This window comes from Negadavirga shengliensis (genome assembly GCF_042652345.1).
In the GTDB taxonomy this organism is placed as follows: Bacteria; Bacteroidota; Bacteroidia; order Cytophagales; family Cyclobacteriaceae; genus Negadavirga; species Negadavirga shengliensis.
Window position 1 is genome coordinate 59,802 of sequence record NZ_JBHSJJ010000004.1, and the last position, 19,859, is coordinate 79,660.

At 45.3% G+C, this 19,859-nt stretch carries 14 protein-coding genes; 13 read left to right on the forward strand and 1 reads right to left on the reverse strand.

All coding sequences use genetic code 11. The features are described 5' to 3' along the window. The first annotated feature begins 22 nt into the window (after positions 1-22). From ACFPFU_RS08095 to ACFPFU_RS08155, 13 genes are all read left to right on the forward strand, one after another. Positions 23-1,180 carry a sialidase family protein gene (locus ACFPFU_RS08095; protein WP_377063316.1) on the forward strand — a complete coding sequence of 386 codons (1,158 nt, stop codon included), beginning with the start codon at positions 23-25 and terminating at the stop codon, positions 1,178-1,180. Between the two features lie 31 nt (positions 1,181-1,211). After that, the gene (locus ACFPFU_RS08100; RefSeq protein WP_377063318.1) at positions 1,212-2,393 is read left to right on the forward strand and encodes a sialidase family protein; all 1,182 of its coding nucleotides are present in this window, start codon (positions 1,212-1,214) and stop codon (positions 2,391-2,393) included. Between the two features lie 160 nt (positions 2,394-2,553). After that, positions 2,554-4,689 carry a M3 family metallopeptidase gene (locus tag ACFPFU_RS08105; protein WP_377063320.1) on the forward strand — a complete coding sequence of 712 codons (2,136 nt, stop codon included), beginning with the start codon at positions 2,554-2,556 and terminating at the stop codon, positions 4,687-4,689. A 177-nt stretch (positions 4,690-4,866) separates the two neighbouring features. Then, entirely contained in the window at positions 4,867-5,481 is a 615-nt protein-coding gene (locus ACFPFU_RS08110; protein WP_377063322.1) for an RNA polymerase sigma factor, read from the forward strand. Between the two features lie 149 nt (positions 5,482-5,630). Next, positions 5,631-6,677 (forward strand): FecR family protein, encoded by a 1,047-nt coding sequence (locus tag ACFPFU_RS08115; protein WP_377063324.1) that lies wholly within the window; start codon positions 5,631-5,633, stop codon positions 6,675-6,677. A gap of 151 nt (positions 6,678-6,828) precedes the next feature. Beyond that, on the forward strand, positions 6,829-10,113 hold the full coding sequence (locus tag ACFPFU_RS08120) for a SusC/RagA family TonB-linked outer membrane protein (protein ID WP_377063326.1): 3,285 nt from the start codon (positions 6,829-6,831) through the stop codon (positions 10,111-10,113). Between the two features lie 11 nt (positions 10,114-10,124). Beyond that, complete coding sequence (locus ACFPFU_RS08125; protein WP_377063328.1) at positions 10,125-11,813, forward strand: RagB/SusD family nutrient uptake outer membrane protein; 1,689 nt, start codon at positions 10,125-10,127, stop codon at positions 11,811-11,813. 90 nt (positions 11,814-11,903) lie between these two features. Then, positions 11,904-15,068: an FAD-dependent oxidoreductase gene (locus tag ACFPFU_RS08130; protein WP_377063329.1), complete on the forward strand. Its 3,165-nt coding sequence runs from the start codon at positions 11,904-11,906 to the stop codon at positions 15,066-15,068. An 11-nt stretch (positions 15,069-15,079) separates the two neighbouring features. Then, a complete protein-coding gene (locus ACFPFU_RS08135) occupies positions 15,080-16,162 on the forward strand; it encodes an FMN-binding protein (RefSeq protein WP_377063331.1) in 1,083 nt (360 codons plus the stop codon). A 276-nt stretch (positions 16,163-16,438) separates the two neighbouring features. After that, positions 16,439-17,755: a PQQ-dependent sugar dehydrogenase gene (locus ACFPFU_RS08140; protein WP_377063333.1), complete on the forward strand. Its 1,317-nt coding sequence runs from the start codon at positions 16,439-16,441 to the stop codon at positions 17,753-17,755. A 273-nt stretch (positions 17,756-18,028) separates the two neighbouring features. Continuing rightward, positions 18,029-18,280 carry a type II toxin-antitoxin system Phd/YefM family antitoxin gene (locus ACFPFU_RS08145; RefSeq protein WP_377063335.1) on the forward strand — a complete coding sequence of 84 codons (252 nt, stop codon included), beginning with the start codon at positions 18,029-18,031 and terminating at the stop codon, positions 18,278-18,280. A gap of 2 nt (positions 18,281-18,282) precedes the next feature. Next, positions 18,283-18,543, forward strand: coding sequence for a Txe/YoeB family addiction module toxin (locus ACFPFU_RS08150; protein ID WP_377063337.1), 261 nt, complete (start codon positions 18,283-18,285; stop codon positions 18,541-18,543). A 129-nt stretch (positions 18,544-18,672) separates the two neighbouring features. Beyond that, positions 18,673-19,275: an RNA polymerase sigma factor gene (locus ACFPFU_RS08155; RefSeq protein ID WP_377063339.1), complete on the forward strand. Its 603-nt coding sequence runs from the start codon at positions 18,673-18,675 to the stop codon at positions 19,273-19,275. Between the two features lie 230 nt (positions 19,276-19,505). Here ACFPFU_RS08155 and ACFPFU_RS08160 read toward each other — a convergent pair whose 3' ends face one another. Then, positions 19,506-19,634 (reverse strand): hypothetical protein, encoded by a 129-nt coding sequence (locus tag ACFPFU_RS08160; RefSeq protein WP_377063341.1) that lies wholly within the window; start codon positions 19,632-19,634, stop codon positions 19,506-19,508. Between the last annotated feature and the right edge of the window lie 225 nt (positions 19,635-19,859).

Genomic DNA, 19,859 nt, shown 5'->3' on the forward strand with positions numbered 1-19,859 from the left:
GAACCCCAAAAACATCCTCACCGTGCTCCTCTATTATTTTATACGCGCCTGCTTCCTGTTGCTCAATCTAACACCCCACGGAGATGGGGAAAATAGATATTTGGAGCAGGATTTGTTTGTGAGCGGGGATGGTGGATACCATACATATAGAATCCCTTCTATCATTGTTACCCAGAAAGGGACTGTTCTTGCCTTTGCTGAAGGGAGAAAGGAAAACAGTTCGGATACAGGAGACATAGATTTGTTGTTAAAACGGTCTGAAGACGGCGGGAAGACCTGGGGCGAGCAGATGGTCATTTGGGATGATGGGGAAAATGTATGCGGCAATCCCACCCCGGTAGTGGATGAACAAACAGGTACCGTTTGGTTACTGATGACTTGGAATCGGGGTGACGATCATGAAAAAGACATTATCCTGAAAGAAAGCAAGGATACCCGGCGGGTATTCGTGTCCTCCAGCGCGGATGATGGCAAAACCTGGTCGACACCGAAGGATATCACTGTCACCACCAAAGATCCGAGATGGGGCTGGTATGCGACAGGGCCGGGGATTGGCATCCAGATAAAGCATGGGCCGCACAAGGGCCGTTTGGTGATTCCCTGCGACCATAGTTGTGATGCCCCAGGAGGCGACCTGACGGGCAGTGAATATGAATATGGCGCGCATGTTATCTTCAGTGATGACCATGGACAAACCTGGAAATTGGGAGGAACCGTTGTTCCAAAAATGAATGAATGCCAGGTCGTGGAACAGGCAGATGGCAACGGGACACTCTTGCTGAACATGCGGTCTTATTTTGGGAAGAACCGAAGGGCCCAGGCTGTCAGTAAGAATGGGGGGATGGAATGGACGCATCCGGTGGAGGCCGTGGATCTCATAGAACCTGTTTGTCAAGCGGCATTGATCCGGTATTCCTGGCCGGACGCTTCCCATAAGGGCCTTCTGCTTTTTTCCAATCCAGCCAGCACCAAAAGGGAAAATATGACCATTAAAATAAGTGAGGATGAAGGGCGGTCTTGGCCGGTATCACGTACCTTGTATGCGGGTCTCTCGGCCTATTCCGCATTGGCCGTGCTGGAAGATGGTACGGTTTTATGTCTGTATGAAAAAGGCGAAAAGGGTCCTTATGAAAAAATCAGTTTGGCACGTTTTGATGTGGATTGGATTAGGGGAAAATAATTCAGGTAATTTACCTTTTTAAATAATGCCCATGAAAAGGATTCTCATTGTTTTTGTATTATGGTTGGGTACTTTTCCTGTTTTGGCCCAGCAGGGGAATTTTGGCGGGGTTCCTGGCGTGATAGTGACCCATAGCCCTGCATCCTCCGGCAAATATATTGGTTCGCCGAGCCTTGCCATCCTTCCCAACGGACATTATTTGGCTTCCCATGACTATTTTGGTCCCCATTCAAATGAGCATGTAAAAGCTTTTTCAAGGATATACCTCTCCAAAAACAAAGGCAAAAGCTGGGAGCCCATTGCTGAAATCAAGGGTGCATTTTGGTCCAAGCTGTTTGTTCACCGCAAGGGGCTTTATTTTTTGGGTACCGACAGGCATCACGGACATACTGTTATCCGGAAATCCAATGACAACGGCCGAACATGGACTGAACCGGTGGATGGAGAAAACGGCTTGCTGCTTGAAGGGGAGTACCACTGTGCCCCGGTACCCGTGATTGAGCACAACGGCAGGTTGTGGCGTGCTATGGAAAGCGCCATGGGGCCCATAAGGTCCTGGGGAAAAAGATACGGTGCCATGATGATGTCTGTGCCTGTCGATGCGGACCTGATGAAGGCGGACAATTGGGTGACCAGCAATGTACTGTATTATGATTCTGCCTATCTGGAAGGAAACTTCGGCGGCTGGCTGGAGGGGAATGCCGTTGTAAGTCCCGAAGGGGATATTTGGAATGTTTTAAGGGTGGATGACAGGTCTACATTGGAGGAAAAAGCCGCGTTTGTTCGGATAAGTCAGGATGGTAAAATAGCCTCTTTTGACGAAAATTCAGGATTTGTCCCCTTCCCGGGTGCAAGTAAAAAATTTGCGATCAGGTATGATCCCAAATCCAAATTATATTGGACCATTGCCAACTATATTCCCGACCAGGTGAAAGCAAACAACCCGGGCAAAAACCCGGCAAGCTTACGCAATACCCAGGCCTTGTTCAGTTCCACGAACCTTTTTGATTGGGAGTTAAGAAAAATGCTGCTTGAGCACAACGATGTGGCTAAACACGGCTTTCAGTACATTGACTGGCAGTTTGACGGCAAGGATATTATTTTTCTTTCCAGGACGGCACATGATGATGGCCTGGGTGGGGCCAGAAATAACCACGACGCCAATTTTCTTACTTTTCACAGGATCAGAAAGTTCAGAAAAATTACGCGTTAAAATAATGTCACCGAAAAGTGCATTGTCTTAACATCCTTCGATTAAACAACCGGTGACACAGCTGGTATTATCAAAGCTAATAAGAAAGTTTTTGACCTAATTGTTTATGCAGGGAGCGTATAACCGTTATATTTGTTTTTGACCCTAATGATTACACCAGATGAAACAGGCAATAATGGCTGTCGCCACTGCTGCTGCTTTGACAGCTTCCTGCGGTGAGGATGATGAAACAGCAGGATTTACAAATCCATTCTTTGAGGCTTATCAAACCCCGTTTGAAGTCCCGCCATTTGACAAAATCACCAACGAACATTTTGTGCCTGCTTTGAAGGAGGGAATGAAGCGGCATCAAGAGGAAGTGGACGCCATTGTCAATTTTTCAGAACCGCCCACATTTGACAACACGATCGCTGCTTTGGACGCTTCAGGAGAGCTGCTGGAGAGAGTGAACCGTGTCTTCTCCAACCTCAACTCAGCCCATACCAATGATGAACTTCAGGCAATAGCGAAAGAAATGGCTCCTGAGCTGTCCCAACACAATGATAATATCAATTTGAATGCAGGATTGTTCGAAAGGATAAGAACGGTATGGGAAAACAGGGAAAAAGAACAATTGAACCCGGAGCAGCTAAAGCTGCTTGAAAAAAAATACCGGGCATTTATTAGAAACGGTGCCAATTTGAGTGATGAGGATAAAGAAAAGCTCAGAGAAATCAACAGCAGACTGTCTGTCTTGAGCTTGCAGTTTGGACAAAACCTCTTGGCGGAAACCAATGATTTCCAACTCGTTGTTGACAGGGAAGAGGATCTGGCCGGCTTGCCGGCCGAACTCAGAGAAGCTGCTGCCGACGAGGCTGAGGCTCGTGGAGAGGAGGGAACGTGGATATTTACCCTGCAAAACCCAAGCGTGATGCCCTTTCTTCAATATGCGGATAACAGGGAATTGCGGAAAAAAATATGGGAGGCTTATAAAAACCGGGGAGACAGGGACAATGACCGGGACAACAAGGATGTTTTGGTCGAAATAGCGAATTTGAGGCTGAAGCGCGCGAATCTTCTGGGGTACAAAACCCATGCGGATTATGTACTGGAAGAGACCATGTCCAAAAATCCGGCAAATGTTTTGACCCTTTTGGATCAGTTATGGGCTCCGGCATTGGCCAAAGCCACAGAGGAAAAAAACGAAATGCAGGCCCTTTTGGAGGAGGAAGGCGAGGATTTGGAATTGGCTCCCTGGGACTGGAGGTATTATGAGGAAAAACTTCGGCAAAAGAAGTTTGATCTGGATGAACAGGAAGTGAAACCCTATTTCGCCTTGGATAAAGTGCAGGAGGGGGTGTTTATGGTAGTCAACAAGCTTTGGGGAATTACGCTTCAGGAGATTCCGGATATTCCGACCTATCATCCTGAAGCGAAGGCTTATGAAGTCAAGGAGGCGGATGGAAGCCATTTGGGGTTGTTGTATATGGATTTCCATCCTAGGCCTTCAAAGCGAGGAGGTGCATGGATGACCTCCTATAGAAGCCAAAAAACCATCGATGGAGAGAGAAAGGCCCCGGTGATTTCTATAGTCTGCAATTTTTCGAAGCCCACCGGAAATGCCCCCGCCTTACTGACTTTTGACGAAGTCACCACTTTCTTCCACGAGTTTGGCCATGCCCTGCACGGGCTGATGTCCAATGTCCAATACCGAAGTTTGGCGGGAACTTCCGTTCCAAGAGATTTTGTGGAACTGCCCTCGCAGATCATGGAGAATTGGGCCACAGAACCGGAGGTGTTGAAGCAATATGCTTTTCATTACGAAACGGGGGAAGTGATACCTGACGGGTTGATAGAAAAGCTGCAGAAGAGCGGAACTTTTGGTCAGGGTTTTGGTACCACGGAATATTTAGCGGCCTCGCTGTTGGATATGGATTATCACACGCAGGAACAAGCCATCACCGTCAGTGTTGCCGATTTTGAAAACGCTTCTATGGAAAGAATAGGACTGATTGATGAGATCATCCCGCGGTACAGAAGCACGTATTTTCAACATATATTCTCCGGTGGCTATTCATCGGGATATTACAGTTATATCTGGTCCGGGGTTTTGGATACCGATGCTTTCCAGGCGTTTAAGGAGACAGATTTGTTTGATGCCGAAAAAGCGGAACTTTTTAGAAAGGAAATTCTTGAAAGGGGAGGAACGGATGATCCCATGACAATGTATGTGAATTTCAGAGGTGCTGAACCCAAAATAGATGCTTTGCTCAAGAAACGGGGCCTGGATCAGGTTTCGGTTGACACGAGGAAATAACCGTGAAGAGATCAGGAATATTTCCAACCTGGCCAACATGAATCGCTGCTATTATTTACCCAAAATTGTATGGATCACTAATAATCGTCATATAGGATTAAATAAGGTTTATGTTGTTTTTTAATATATTATAGATAATTTTACTGCATAAGCGAAGTAAAATTATCGAAATAACCCATGAATAATCCATTGAAAGAAGAAAAATTGGTGTCTCTTTTTGGGAAACCCAAAGATTCTGTCTTCTTGGATGATAAAAAGACATGGGATGCCTTTAGAGCGGGAAAGGAGTCGGCATTTATCCACATTTATGAAACCTATTTCGATGTCCTTTATGCTTATGGCTGGAGGATAGCCGCTGATGAACCATTGATAAAGGATGCCATCCAGGAGATGTTCATTGACCTTAGAAAGCACCGGGAAAGGCTTGGCAAAACAGACTCCATCAAGTTTTATCTTTTTAAATGCCTCAAAAGAAAACTTTACAAAGAGGCTTCCAAGTGGGACCTCAAGAGGGAGGACTTTCCGCCATCGAATTACTTTGATTTTACGATTTCCCATGAACAACGGCTGATAGACCGGCAGATTGATGCCGACAGGTTGGAAAAGTTGAATGTGGCGATAAAAAAACTTAGCCCCAGAAAAAAGGAGATCATCTATTATTGTTTTTATGAGGGGATGGATTATAAACAGATTCAGGAGATTATGGGTTTGGAAAACCCAAAAGTCGCCCGCAACCTGATGTACAAGGCGCTGGGCTTTTTGAGAGAGGTGCTGGGCGACGAAGGCCATTAGTGAAGCTGGGTATCTAAAGTACCCGGCCCTTAGATGACCAACGATCAGCGCGTGGGAGTTTATTTTTTAAAAAAAAACTGAATTAATTTTTTCAAAGTGGGTGTCGTTTTAAGTGTCTTCTGCTTTTACCATTACAAGCCATATACTGCATGAAGACAAAGGAAGATTTTTTATGTGATCCGGAATTTATCCGGTGGGTTAAGGAACCTGATAGGGAATTGGACCTGTACTGGGAAAGGTGGATAAAAGCCAATCCCGACCATCTGCCCACCCTCAGACTCGCAAAGGAATTGCTGACGGGTGTACGGTATGAGACCGTGCAAGTACCTCAGGGTGCAAAAGAGGATATCTTAAACCAAATATTAAAAGAAGGCAGTTCGATTAAGGCTTCGGGTCATGAAAGGGAAGGCGCGGGTCGCTCTGGACATGGGCTATGGTCAAGAATGGGGCAGTTCGAAAGGGTCGCGGCCATACTATTGGTCAGTTTTGCTTTGGGATGGTTGGCATGGATGTCGCTGGACAGGGTCTTGCCGGTGGAACATGTTGTCCAGGAAACGGCTTTGATTCGGAAGACAACGGCTCCAGGTGAAAAGCTGCAGGTTACTTTGTCGGATGGTACCCGCATTTGGATGAATTCGGCGAGTGAGCTGGAATTTCCCGAGAAATTCAATTCCCTGGAGAGGATCGTGTCGGTCCGGGGAGAAGTATTTTTTGAAGTAGAAAAAGACACATTACGTCCCTTTCAAGTAGTTACGGAAGGGATGACCACTACGGTATTGGGGACTTCGTTCAATATCAATACCAAAGACGATGGCCGGATCAGCGTATCCCTTTTAACCGGCAAAGTGAGTGTAAAACCATCTATGGGAGCCGAGGCTATCTTTTTGAAACCCGGTGAGGCCATAAATTATCACATTGCCAGCAATAAGCATCAAGTGAGCCATTTTGATATCAAAGAAACCACAGCATGGAGGGAGGGTTGGATGATATTTAATAGAGCTTCATTGTCTCAGGTAGTCAACAAATTGGAAGATTGGTACGGTGTGAAAATCCATCTGGCCAACAGCCCAAAAGAAGAATGGCAGTTGTCAGCCGAGTACCAGCATCAGACACTGGAAAATGTACTGAAAAGCCTGTCTTACATCCAGGAGTTTGAATTCACCATAAATGGAAAAGAAGTGGAACTTAAATTTTAAGCCAATGAAAAACCTTGACAGCTCATAAAAAAACCGGCAGACATCACTGCCTACCGGCCTTGGACTGGTCTGATGATGGCGAACATTGGGGAATGGGGCACATCAAAAGACCAGGCTTATTGAAATTTTCATCCAATAAACCCTTAAAATTATGAAAAATAAATTACTAAAGACAATTTATATGTTGTCCAAATACTTCCTCTATGGCTTTATTTTACAATTGATGCTTTTTAATTTCGGTTTTGCCATTGACGCAAACGGCCAGTATAAAAGCATCGAGGAAGTAACCATTTCCATATCCAACGAAGAGCTGAGTCTCAGCCAGTTTTTCAGAGAGATACAGCGCCAAACGCCTTTCAAGTTTTCTTTTGACCACAAAGAGGTAGACCGCACGGTGGTTTTAACTTTTGAAGAAAAGACGGGTACGGTGGAGAAATTTTTAATAGCGGCAGCCAAGCAAAGCAAGCTTTCCTTCCGGCAGATCAATAATAACATTGATGTGGTGAAAGATAAGCGTACTGAAGTGGTGGCCGGCCAGGTGTATGATCCTATTTTCATAACAGGAATAGTGACAGATGAAAAAAGAGAGCCTATACCGGGTGCCACAGTAATTGTAGAGGGGACGAGTACCGGGACAGCTACAGATATTGACGGTAATTTTTCCCTTGAAGTTGATGAAGGAGCCGTCCTTGTGGTTTCTTTTATTGGTTACAAACCACAGCGGATAACCACGTCCAATCAGACGGTACTTAACATCACCATGGAACTCGATGATTCCGCCCTGGAAGAAGTGGTGGTCATTGGCTACGGAACGGCAAAAAAGAAGGACCTTACAGGTGCCATCGCAAGCGTGGATTTGGAACAACAGCGATTGCAGCCGAACTTAAATGTGGTTCAAAGTTTAAGGGGGACAGTTGCCGGCGTAACTGTCACGGATAATGGTAGACCGGGATCTGATGCTTCCATTATGATTAGGGGAAGGAATTCCATCTCTGCTAGCAACGCTCCATTGATTGTATTGGACGGAGTCATTTATGCTGGGGGAAGGCTCTCGGATATAAATCCCGGTGACATTGAGTCTATCGATATTCTGAAAGACGCCAGCTCTACGGCAGTTTATGGGTCGTTAGCGGCAAACGGAGTGATAGAAATCACCACCAAAAGGGGAAAGACAGATAAACCGAGAATATCGTTGAATTCCTACTATGGCACCTCTGACTTTGCCCATATCCCTGATTACCTGGACGCGGAACAATATTTAAGAGTAAGGGCAGACGCGGAGCGGGCCGATGGGGGAGAGCTTCCTTTTCAGGCGATAGAACAGGCCAATATTGACGCGGGGATTACCATTGATCCGTTTGAGGAGATTAAGAGAAGGGCGCCTGTTTCGAATAATGAATTGAGTGTATCCGGGAAAACCGATAGGGTTACCTATTTCTTTTCAGGATCCTACTCTGACATAAAATCACCAGTGAAAGGAGATAATTTTTCCAGAATTGCAGGCCGGGCAAATATTGATGTGGCGGTTACGGACTGGCTTAATGTCGGGCTGAATACCGGGTACAGTGCCAGGGACAACTCTGGAGTAAGGGCTGATCTTGTTCACACAACGTACTTGAGTCCATATGCTAATTTATATTACGAGGATGGTACGCCAAGACCACAACCTATGGGGATTGGCCTGGTAAGTAATCCCTTACAAGGTACACTATTACACCAGAATCACATCAAGTCCAAAACGCTGTTTGTCAATTCCTACGCAGATGTCTTGTTGCCCATAGAGGGATTGTCATACAGATTAAACGTAGGATATACCCAACGTAACGATGAAGATTTCTTCTATAGACCGTCTTTTCAGCGGGAGCAATTTTTCAATTTAGGCAATGGTCATAAAGAACACTATGAGGCCCAAAATCTGACGCTGGAAAATATTGTGAGGTATAGTCAGGTCATCAATATGGATCATGAAATCAATTTCACGTTTCTATATGGAATGTACACGCTAATGGATCAAGGGTCCAGGTTGAGCAGCAACAATATTTTTAATGATGCACTGGGATGGAACTCGCTTGAAATTGGGGAGAACTTTAATATTAATACCTATGCCGGAGAGAGTCAGCAACTATCCACCATGGGTAGAATCGGATACCGGTTTAAGGGAAAATACATTGCTGATTTTAGTATGAGGAGAGACGGTTATTCTGCATTTGGACAAGGGAACAAATTTGGGATTTTTCCTGCCGTAGGGCTAAGTTGGAACATTATCGAAGAGAATTTTCTCTCAAATGCAGGCTTCCTGGACAATCTAAAAATAAGGGCTTCCTGGGGCAAAAATGGGAACAGAGGAGTAAACAGGTATTCTTCTTTGAGTAACATGGATAGGGCCAACTATGTATTTGGCGATGGGGGGAGCACTTCTGTTGGCTTGTATACGACCACCATGGCCAATCCAAACCTGGGTTGGGAAACAACTACCAGTACAAACTTTGGCGTGGATTTTAGTGTGTTGTCCAATAGGATTTCAGGATCAGTGGAGTATTATTACAGCCGCACTACAGATCTGTTGTTAAACCAGACTATCCCCAATCCCACAGGCTTTGAAACATTTTTAAGGAATATAGGGGAGGTGGAAAACAGAGGCGTTGAGCTTTCTTTAAATACCCTTAACCTACAAAAAGGCGCGTTTACCTGGAGTACATCTTTTGCCTTCACGTTAAACAGAAACAAAATACTACGGTTGACAGGAAGGGATCTCAATGGGGATGGAATTGAAGATGATGACATCGCCAGTGGCTGGTTCATTGGCCACCCTCTGGGAACCAATTTTGATTATGTGTTTGATGGTATATTTCAAGAAGGAGACGAAGACCTGTCTTTGATCCAAGGCGCCCAGCCGGGACATGTGAGGTTTAAGGATATGGACGGGGATGGCGTGATTACTCCCAATGACAGGACAGTATTGCATTCCAACCAACCGGATTTTTTGGCAGGCATTACCAATAATTTCTCCTACAAAGGGTTAAATCTGATGGTGATGTTTAATGTTCGTCAGGGAGGCTATAGTCCTAATGTTCCTACTAATCCAGGTATCCAGTTTTATGATTTGGCAAATGTCCTGAATGTGCCCTACTGGACACCGGAAAATCCCATCAATACGCATGCAGCCATCAACTACCGAAATCCTTTGGGATACGGGTTTTATCAGAGCAGGAGCTTTGTGAGGCTTCAGGACGTCTCCTTAAGTTATAATCTACCGTTCCTTATTTTGGAAAAGCTTAAACTGGGCAACGTCCAGGTATACGTAAGCGGAAAAAATCTGGTCACTTGGACCAAATGGCAGGGTTGGGATCCGGAGTTTGGTGGAGGAGGTAGAGGAGCCGGAAACAATGGACCTCTTTTAAAAACATACACTGTTGGGTTAAATATTCAACTTTAAACGAAGAAATCATGAAAAGCTATATAAAATCATTTTCTCTAATCATCCTTTTGTCAGGAATGTACCTTTCCTGCGGTGAAGAATTTTTGGAAGAAATTCCTTTGGATAGATTTAGTCCGGAGAATTTGCTTGTCAATGAGGCAGGCTATGATGCGGCAGTAGTGGCTTTGTACCGGGCCGCCAGACTGGAACATAGTGTCGGAGGTGTTAACTTTGACTACATGAATCTGGGTACGGATTTGGTTGAATGGGGCAGGCCGGATGGCAGGGGGTTTAAGGATTATACGTTATTGAACCCTCAGTCGAACGAGGCAAGTAGCTACTGGGATTGGGCGTACAAAGATATGATCAGGCAATGTAATCTTATTCTCGATGATATTGACAATCCCGAACTTGATATTTCAGAAGCAGGCAGGGACAATGTATCCGGTCAGGCCAAATTTTTTCGGGGCTATACCTACAATGTATTGGTAAACTTATACGGAGGAGTCCCCATCGTAGACCAGAGATTGATCGAACCAAGGTTTGATTTTACAAGGACAAGCAGGGAGGAAGTATTGAGATTTATCGCAAACGATTTAGAAGAAGCCGGACAAGAGCTGCCTCCGGTATCCAATATCTCTGACGGTAGAATTTATCAGGGTGCTGCTTATCATTTGCTTTCAGAGGTATACATTTCTTTAGGTCTGGAAACAGGAGATCAGACGTTTTATGAGAAAGCGGTGGAAGCAGCATCCAAGGTGATCAATGGAGAAACAGGCCATTATCAATTGATGACAGAAAGATTTGGTGACTTAAGCAAACCCGGTGATGTTTTTTCGGACCTATTTAGGTATAACCAGCAAAACAGGTCATCAGGAAACCTTGAAGTGATCTGGGCATGGCAGTTTGAGGCGTTTACTATTGGTGGAGGAGAGCCGAGAGGGAACAACAGTTCACGGTTGTGGGGACCGGAACAAGAGCGGATAAGATCTCCAAATGGAATTAATAATTTATTTGCCGCGGACAGTCTAAACAGGGGTATTGGCGTCATGTCTTTGTTGAACTATTGGAAATATGACATCTGGCAGTTGGATCCGGATGACATGCGGAATTCAAGGTATAATGTGAGGAGGGATTTTTACTACAATAATCCCGCAGATGAAGAATATTTTGGCAGGAAAGTCCTGACAGGGAGGGATGCGCAAGGGAGATTGGTTGTCGCAAGGGAAGACGGTAGCCTCACTGATTGGGTTTTGGACACTTTAAGAATGTATTACCCCTGGATAAGCAAAATTGACGGAAGACCTTTTGCGGACGATCCATCAGCGGGCCAGACAGCCAATGATTTTATCAAGATGAGGCTAGCTGAAACCTACTTGCTGAGAGCTGAGGCTTATTTCAGGAGCGGCGACCCTCAACGCGCTGCTGACGATATCAATGTCGTACGCTCCAGAGCAAATGCGGTGCTGATTGGGGCAGACCAGGTGGATATAGATTTTATCCTGGATGAAAGGGCCAGGGAACTGGTCGTAGAAGAACCCAGAATGAGGACCTTGATAAGGATGGGCTTGCTGTACGATAGGGTAATGCGGTACAATTATAGTTCGGCTACCACCGTTCAGCCACATAATAATCTATGGCCTATTCCTCAAAGCTTTATCGATGCCAATGTGGAAGCCAGAATCGAGCAGAATCCTGGATACCCAGGAGGAAGTTAAAACCGTTTAGGAACCGGCGTTTGCCTAGCGAAAAGGCAAACGCCGGTTTTTCATTGATAAATTATTAAAGTGACCTATTTGGAAATAGTTATGAATAGAAGAAAGTTTTTAAATATAGCAATGCCGACCACCGGGGGCATCCTGTTGGCCCCGGGAATGATGGATATAAACGCCCTGGCAGAAGTCAACAGACAGTTTACTGGAGCAAGTGATTTTGACACGTATGATGTCATTATCAACGGCGCTGGATTTTCAGGTTATTTTGCAGCGCTGAAAGCGGCTGAATCCGGCAAAAAAGTTTTGCTGGTGGAGAAGCGGCCCACACCCGGATTTGAGATCACCGCCAAGAAAAAGCTTTGGATGAAAAGCAAAGGGGTAGACAAATGGGACAAGGAGATGTTTCAGCTCTTTTTTCCTCCGGGGGAATCAGACGAAATCCATAATCCCTCTGACCAAGGACCCAATAACAGCCTATTTGGTGATGAATTGTTGCTTTTCAATGGAAGCGTACGCAAAGGGATGCTGAGAAACCTGCTGGTGAAAAAGGTCCATGTCATGTTGATGACGGATGTTTGTGGCTTGTTGGGTGGCGGAAACGAGGTGACCGGGGTATTGCTGGCAGGAAAGCATGGCCTCCACCAGGTAAACTGTAGAAATTTTATTGATGCATCAGAAAATCTTTTATTTTCCCGGCACCTGTTGCAAAACGACTACCGAATACAAAAAGCAGGATATGTGTTTGAGTTGCTGAAAGCGAAGCAACCCGTGAAGAAGGAAGTAGACGTTCCGGAAAGTTTGGGGGTAGACGGGAATAGGTTGTATCTCCATCCCGGCAAGCACGTAGGTGATCAGCTCTTACTGGAATTCCGGTTTGCAACAACTTCGCAAAACATCGAGGACGTAGAACATCAGGCCCGTGAGCTCACAATGGTTATCGGAGCGGAACTGCAGTCCCTGGACCCCATCCTGAGCGAAGCGAAAATTGAAGAACTTGCCTCGGAGGCGAGTTTGTATATTGAGGGGGAAATGCCACATCCTGATTTGGCCGGCCACTATTTGCTGTCTCATGATTATACGGACCTAAGCTGCGAAGCCATCTTGGCCATTCAAAAGGAAAGCGAAAACCTGGTCAATAATTTAAGATACAGTCAAAAACCAAAAAAAGCAGCTTTTTTTAATATCGCCGGCCAAAAGGTGCCTATAGGACAATTATCCCTCACACCTATAGAAGAACCGGGCCTTGCAGTGCCATTGAAGGAATGCAAATTTGCATTGGATACACATATAGCCACCAGGCACCAATGCCAGGTGCTGGTAGCCGGAGGAGGAACTGCCGGGGCCATGGTGGCCATGGGAGCCAGTCAAAAGGGGGCCAATACCATTGTAGCCGATTACTTTCATGATCTTGGCGGTACCAAGACCGTCGGAGGGGTGATGGGCTATTACCATGGTGTGAAAGACAGTAAATATTTTATCCAGCAAGAAGAAGAGGCCTCCCAAATAGCTTTCCAAACCAATACTTCCAAAAAGACCGGAAGAAAGCTCTACCACCTTCAATCCCTGTTGGAAGCTAACGGTAGGTTTTTGCCAGGGGCGATCATGTGCGGTACTTTGGTCAAGGACCAAACGGTGGAAGGAATATTGATTTGCCGTAATGGAAAACTTGAATTGGTCCAGGCACAGGTCACAGTGGATGCCACTGGAGATGGAGATATAGCCTTTTTTGCCGGAGCAGCCTATTGGCATGGCAACAGCAGAACGGGAAAAACCCAGAACTATAGCCAATGGGACATCAAAGGAGGGGCTACAAAAACCCCGTCCAATACCAATAGGGACTATGATATCATTGATAACCGAAAGATCAGTGAATTGCAGCGTGGGTTATTTCTATCTCACTATAAAGCTCATTTTTATGACTTCCATCCCATGCTTACCGTGAGGGAATCCAGGCGGGTAAAGGGAGTTTATACCTTGGACCTAATAGATGCCATTGAAGGCACCCACTTTGAGGATATGGTATCTCTGGCTAGTAGTGATTTTGATCCCCACCATGTAGGAAGTTCGGAATTTACCCGATGCGGGTTTCTATTGCCACATTCCAATGACATCACCCTTGAAATCCCATATCGAAGCCTCGTGCCCGAATCGCTGGATGGTTTGTTACTATCGGGTAAAGCTTTTAGCCAAACCCAGAATGCCATCCAATTTACACGGATGAGCGGTGACTTGGCTGTTTTGGGCTATTTTACCGGTCAAATAGCATCCGAAATCGCTTGGAAAAATGTTCGGCCAAGGGATTTTGATCTCACTCCATTACAAAAGGAATGGAGTGAGTTGGGATACATTCCGAGACCTTATGCGAATAAGAAAGTTGGTAGCGCCCTCGACGATGAAGATGAAATAAGCCGGCGGGTAGACAACCTGGCCAAGGGAGATGATGAATTTTTGGAAAAATGTACTAGGCTGCCTAGGAAGGCCGCTTTAAAAACCCTGGAAAGCAAGTTCGAGGCAACCCAGGACCCAAAAGGAAAATTGTTGCTGGCCAAAGCGATGGCCTGGTTTGGGAATAGCCAGGGTAATGAACTGATTATCGATGAATTGCGGGAGCTTTATGAAGAAGAAAAACGGCAGGGGTATCCCGATGGTTTTGTTGACACCTATGATGATATCAGGGGAAGGGAGAAAAATATATTGGAAGGGCTGTATTGGAAGATCAACCAGAACATTGCTTTGTTGGCGATGAGCGGGGATAACCTTTCTAACCCAATCATAAAGGAAATCCTGGAAAACTCCGAAAGTGGGGGAGACATGATGGAAAGAGAAAACGAGTATTTTAACGGAAGGATAGACCTGAAGCTTGTTCCTTTTTTTAACAGGATATTGAATCTTTGTTTTTATGCCGAAAGGGTCCCTGATCCGGCTTTTATACCAGGTTTCGAAAGGCTTTTGCAAGATGAAAACATCAAAGGATATAAGACCACGGCTTATGAAGAGGTAAGATGGAGGGTCTACGGCGGAGAACTGGAACTGAGCATTGCGGCGGCTATGGCCCGGTGCGGTTCGCGGAAGGGATACGAGTTGCTCGCTGAATATTTGGATGATGTCCATTTCAATTTCAAACAGTTTGCATCTGCTGAGCTGGCTACTTTGACAGGAAAGCACCTGGGCTATGATCCGGGCTCCTGGAAAAATTACCTGTCAGGTCTGTCATTCCCTCAAAAAAGCAAGCCACTTGCCCTCGATCTCGAATATTGATAACATTAGGTATGATCTGGAGTTTTGTGTTGTATTCCCTTTGGCCCCTGATACTTTGGGTAGGCTGGTTTTCATCGGACGATATTTATTATCAAAGCGGGGTGCTCGAAGCGAAGCATTTTGTGGGCATGGACAGGAGGTTTACCATCTATGATGATGAGGGGCTTCCTGTCCATGTCACTGGCCTCTTTGACGAAGACGGGATACCATTTTGGAAAAGAAGGCTCAAAACCGGTGTGTGCCTGACCGGGGAATGTAAAAGCATCGATATCGCCATTTATTGGGAAATGGATGGGGATTACTTTGGATTGGAAGTATATGGCGAACATCTTACCAAAACAGATCATAGTGATTTTTCCACAGCCGATTACGAAAAACTGGAGGCGGTCTTGCATGAGGAATGGCCTAATCTGAGAGAGTACAGCCTGCATGAAATCGTGGAAGAACCAGGAGGAGAAGAAGTGGACGGCGTATCCGGCGCTACTATCAAAGAGGTGACGGATGAATCGGTGGCCGATGCCGTTTATACGACCTATACTATTTGGCATCTGGCCCACGAGGGTGAGAAAGAACAACTATCCAGGTTGACTTTGGAAATACTACAGGAAGAGACGATGATACAACGGGTACTTTCAACGGAGTCTTCTGATCACAAGCGCTTTTTGCTCAGGGAAATCAATGCAGGCCGGTTAAGAACAACCCCTGTTTTGGATAAATGGGTCATCGGCAACTTGACCAGCAACGAAAAATCAACAAAGGACCTGGCGTTTCGATCATTGAGAAATGTGGATGTGAATGACGGATCTATCCAAGATGAACTGACGGTAATTTATAATGCTTCATCCAATGAGGATAAAATCCTGCTACTCTCCCATCTGAAAAACATCAGCCAATTGACACCTGATTTAAGAGAAGCCTTGGTGGGGGATCTACAAAAAGAAGACGAATGGTTTGATCTTAAAGTGCTGACGGTTCTCAAATCAACAACCGGTCACACAATGGAAACCATCGATATTTTAAAGAGACTTTCCAAAAGCGGCAATCACCAAATCAAATCAATTGTGAACGCACTATTGAACAAAGAGGACGAATAATGAATTTAAAACCGTGCCGGCCCAAGCAAACATAAATAATCACCGCTGGAATCATTTTTTCGAATACGATTCAAAATGGTGGGTCTAGCTTATTCATTGTATAACCTTTAATCTACCAGTAGATTTATTTCGGACTTTTATAGTAAAAAGCGATTGACTATATTTAGCTTATTGATATAAATTCCTAATACTGAGCATAGGTAATTTTTTCACGCATTATATGAATGCTTATATTTACTTATTAAAATGAAAATCACTCAACCCTAAACCACTTCAATGATGAAAAACCGTACTTTCCTTTATTTGCTGGCGGCTTTTGTAATACTGAATGTCGTTTTCACAAGCTGCGAAAGGCCTTCAGAAAGCAGGGGGAAAGAAAACCCCTATTTTACTGCTGATGAAGACCAGGGCGGTCTCAACCTGGCCCCAGGCATGAAGGCCTACGTAATTGCCGAAGACCTTGGCCGGGGACGGCACGTTGCTGTAAACGGCAACGGGGACATTTATCTCAATTTGAGGGAACCTCATGAAAAAGGTGGAATCGCGGCGCTTAGGGATACAGATGGTGACGGCAGAGCCGACGAAATCGAATATTTTGCCGATTTTGGGGGTACGGGCATCGCTTTTTATAATGGACACCTTTACGCTTCCAATGACAGCACGGTATTCCGGTTTTCGTTTAGCAACGGAAACCTGCTTCCGGACAACGCAGCCGCACCCGATACGGTTGTTTCAGGTCTCCCCCTGCAGACTGCCCATGCGGCCAAGTCCATTACCTTTGATGATCAGGGATACCTGTACGTCAATGTAGGAGCACCTTCAAACGCATGCCAGGAGCAGGACCGTAGCCAAGGCTCACCGGCAATGGACCCTTGCCCGCTGCTGGAAAGACATGGAGGGGTATGGCGTTTTGACGCCAATAAAACAGGTCAAACACAGCTGGATGACGGCCATCGTTTTTCTACGGGTATCCGGAATGCGGTCGCATTACGATATAATCCTATGGACGGCCACGTGTATGCGGTGCAGCATGGCAGAGATATGTTGCACGGTCTGTTTCCGGATATGTACAGCGAGGAAGATAATGCGGAGATTCCCGCGGAGGAACTTTTCCGTTTGAGTGATGGTGCCGATTTTGGCTGGCCTTATTGTTATTATGACCCTTTGCAGGATAAACGGTTGGTAGCTCCTGAATACGGCGGCGACAGACAAAAGACCGACCGGTGTGAGGGAACCGAACCGCCCGTCATGGCTTTTCCCGGACACTGGGCACCCAATGACATTTTGTTTTATACCGGGGACCAGTTTCCGGAAAGGTATAAAGGAGGGGCATTGATCGCTTTTCATGGGAGTTGGAACAGGGCACCGCTTGAGCAGAAAGGATATTTTGTGGCTTTTGTGCCTTTTGAAAACGGCGAGCCGGTCGGGGACTATGAGGCCTTGGCCGAGGGCTTTGCGGGGGTTTCAACCATAGAAAGCCCGAATGATGCCAAGCACCGGCCAACAGGCGTGGCACAGGCCCCCGATGGGACCATTGTTATTTCCGATTCCAACACCGGAAAGCTGTGGCGGGTGTTTTATCAAGAGGAATAAAAAAGGAGCAATATGACATTTCCAAGTTTTATGGTTGATGGATAAGATAGGATGGTGTTTTTTATAACCACAGAGGAAAAAGAGTTTTAAGCTTTTTTCTTTGTGTATTCCCATTGATTATACGCACCGCCCAACCCCTCCCATCCCTCTGTGTCCTCTGTGGTGAGTTTTTTTACCACAGAGACTTTATTTTTGAAAGGCTAAATTTAAATATCATAAAACATATCTTAATTAAGTACGTATATTCGTACGTAAACAATAACAACTAGAAAAATGATCGCTGCCAATTACTCAGAATTCCGAATAGATCTCAAGAAGTATCTTGACAATGTTGAAGAGAACAATGAAACCCTCATTATCAAGCGGAAAAGCGGAAAAGGCGCTGTTGTGATTTCGCTTGACGAGTACAATTCCATTATGGAAACCTTGCATTTATTGAGCTCAAGGAAAAATGCGGACAGGCTTTATGAGTCCATCCGGCAAATGAAATCAGGAAAGACAGTCCGGCCAAAATTAGGAGAATAACTATGGTTTTGACCTTTACTGAAAATGCCTGGGAAGATTATCTCTATTGGCAAAAAACAGATAAGAAAATGGTCAAAAAGATCAATGAACTTGTTAAAATCATTAAGAGAACACCGTTTGAAGGAATCGGTAAACCTGAGCCTCTGAAATATGACCTGGCAGGATATTGGTCAAGAAGGATTGATCAAGAACACCGACTTGTTTACCAGATATCGGATGGTGAGTTGGTTATATATGCATGTAGATATCATTATGATTTTTAGAAAGGGCATAAAACTTCTCTCTTCATTAACTAAATAACGTTGAATAGAGAATCATCGGGGTGAATTTGTCTTTTATTACTTTTTTCCCGATAATTAAAGCCAAATTATTAGCATCCCAAATTAACCGTTGTGAAAAACCCGATATCACCTTTGATTTCCGAAGAGTGGGATAGCCTGTGGCTGTTGCTGAGAAATGGCGATAAAAAAGGGCTTGAGGGGTTATATAAGGCATCTTCGGGCGAGCTTTTTCAATACGGAATGACCATGGTTGCCAACGGGGATTTTATAGAGGACTGCATCCATGATGTGTTTGTGGATTTGTGGAAATACCACAAAAGCCTTCCGAAGGCGGAAAACGTAAAGGTCTATATCTTCAAATCCCTCTCCTATAAGATCTACCGCGAAAGCAAAAAGCTCAGCAAATGGCGGATGGAGGAAGTGTCCGAAGTGCATGATGACCGTTTTTCCGTGGAATCCATGGAAAGCGTACTGATCGGCGTACAACGGGAAAAGACCCTGCAACTAAAGTTGGCCGCCGCCTTGCAAAAACTGCCCTTGCGGCAAAAAGAAGTGATCCAGTATCTTTTTTTTGAGAATTTTTCCTACGAGGAAGTATCCAAAATGATGGGGATCAACCTCCGGTCTGTTTATACCTTGGCATGGAAGGCAGTTTCCAGCCTTAAGAAATTTATTGTTTCTCTATTTTTGGCGGTATATCTGGGCGGTGGATAAATCGGGTTAAGTTGAAAACCCGGCAAAACAAAAATCTTTTGACCCCTTAGGGAGATACTTCGGATTATGGGGATTCCGGAGCCTCATTGCGATCCGCCGCGGCAGAAAAGCGGTCCCGTCCCGTTTCGGTGCCCATATATGGGATCGCTTCATCGCGATAATGCCTTTAGAAACTATATTCGCAGGGATCCACTCCTCGGGTATGACGGATCCGGATCCAAAATACAAATTCAGGAATCCTTTACATCCAGCCGCTCCGCATGTTTTTCTGCTTGGCAAGATACCCGTTCTGGGTTTTGTACAAAAGTGATATTGCCTATGGTGCCTGCAAGCTTGAGTATTCCTGTTTGTTTGGCCATGGTTGTATGGGGTTAAGTCGGATGGCGTTCCTTGCCCCATTCCCCGCCCATGCTGAGTAGAGGCTGAGGACATGTCGCGTTCTCTATGAGTAGAAACAAACCGAGGTTTTATCCGTGTTTTATCCGTGTTTAATCTGTATCCGACCTGTACAGGACCCGGTTGACGACTTTCTTAAATCAACCTTTTCCAAAAATCTGAAAAATTTTTCTCTTTCGAAGGATAAC

What these genes read in the sequence shown, in the direction of transcription:
- ACFPFU_RS08135 (WP_377063331.1), top strand. Translation starts at nt 15,080, where the DNA reads ATGATCTGGAGTTTTGTGTTGTATTCCCTTTGGCCCCTGATACTTTGG.
- ACFPFU_RS08145 (WP_377063335.1), top strand. Translation starts at nt 18,029, where the DNA reads ATGATCGCTGCCAATTACTCAGAATTCCGAATAGATCTCAAGAAGTAT.
- ACFPFU_RS08105 (WP_377063320.1), top strand. Translation starts at nt 2,554, where the DNA reads ATGAAACAGGCAATAATGGCTGTCGCCACTGCTGCTGCTTTGACAGCT.
- ACFPFU_RS08160 (WP_377063341.1), bottom strand. Translation starts at nt 19,634, where the DNA reads ATGGCCAAACAAACAGGAATACTCAAGCTTGCAGGCACCATAGGCAAT.
- ACFPFU_RS08110 (WP_377063322.1), top strand. Translation starts at nt 4,867, where the DNA reads ATGAATAATCCATTGAAAGAAGAAAAATTGGTGTCTCTTTTTGGGAAA.
- ACFPFU_RS08130 (WP_377063329.1), top strand. Translation starts at nt 11,904, where the DNA reads ATGAATAGAAGAAAGTTTTTAAATATAGCAATGCCGACCACCGGGGGC.
- ACFPFU_RS08120 (WP_377063326.1), top strand. Translation starts at nt 6,829, where the DNA reads ATGAAAAATAAATTACTAAAGACAATTTATATGTTGTCCAAATACTTC.
- ACFPFU_RS08125 (WP_377063328.1), top strand. Translation starts at nt 10,125, where the DNA reads ATGAAAAGCTATATAAAATCATTTTCTCTAATCATCCTTTTGTCAGGA.
- ACFPFU_RS08100 (WP_377063318.1), top strand. Translation starts at nt 1,212, where the DNA reads ATGAAAAGGATTCTCATTGTTTTTGTATTATGGTTGGGTACTTTTCCT.
- ACFPFU_RS08150 (WP_377063337.1), top strand. Translation starts at nt 18,283, where the DNA reads ATGGTTTTGACCTTTACTGAAAATGCCTGGGAAGATTATCTCTATTGG.
- ACFPFU_RS08140 (WP_377063333.1), top strand. Translation starts at nt 16,439, where the DNA reads ATGATGAAAAACCGTACTTTCCTTTATTTGCTGGCGGCTTTTGTAATA.
- ACFPFU_RS08115 (WP_377063324.1), top strand. Translation starts at nt 5,631, where the DNA reads ATGAAGACAAAGGAAGATTTTTTATGTGATCCGGAATTTATCCGGTGG.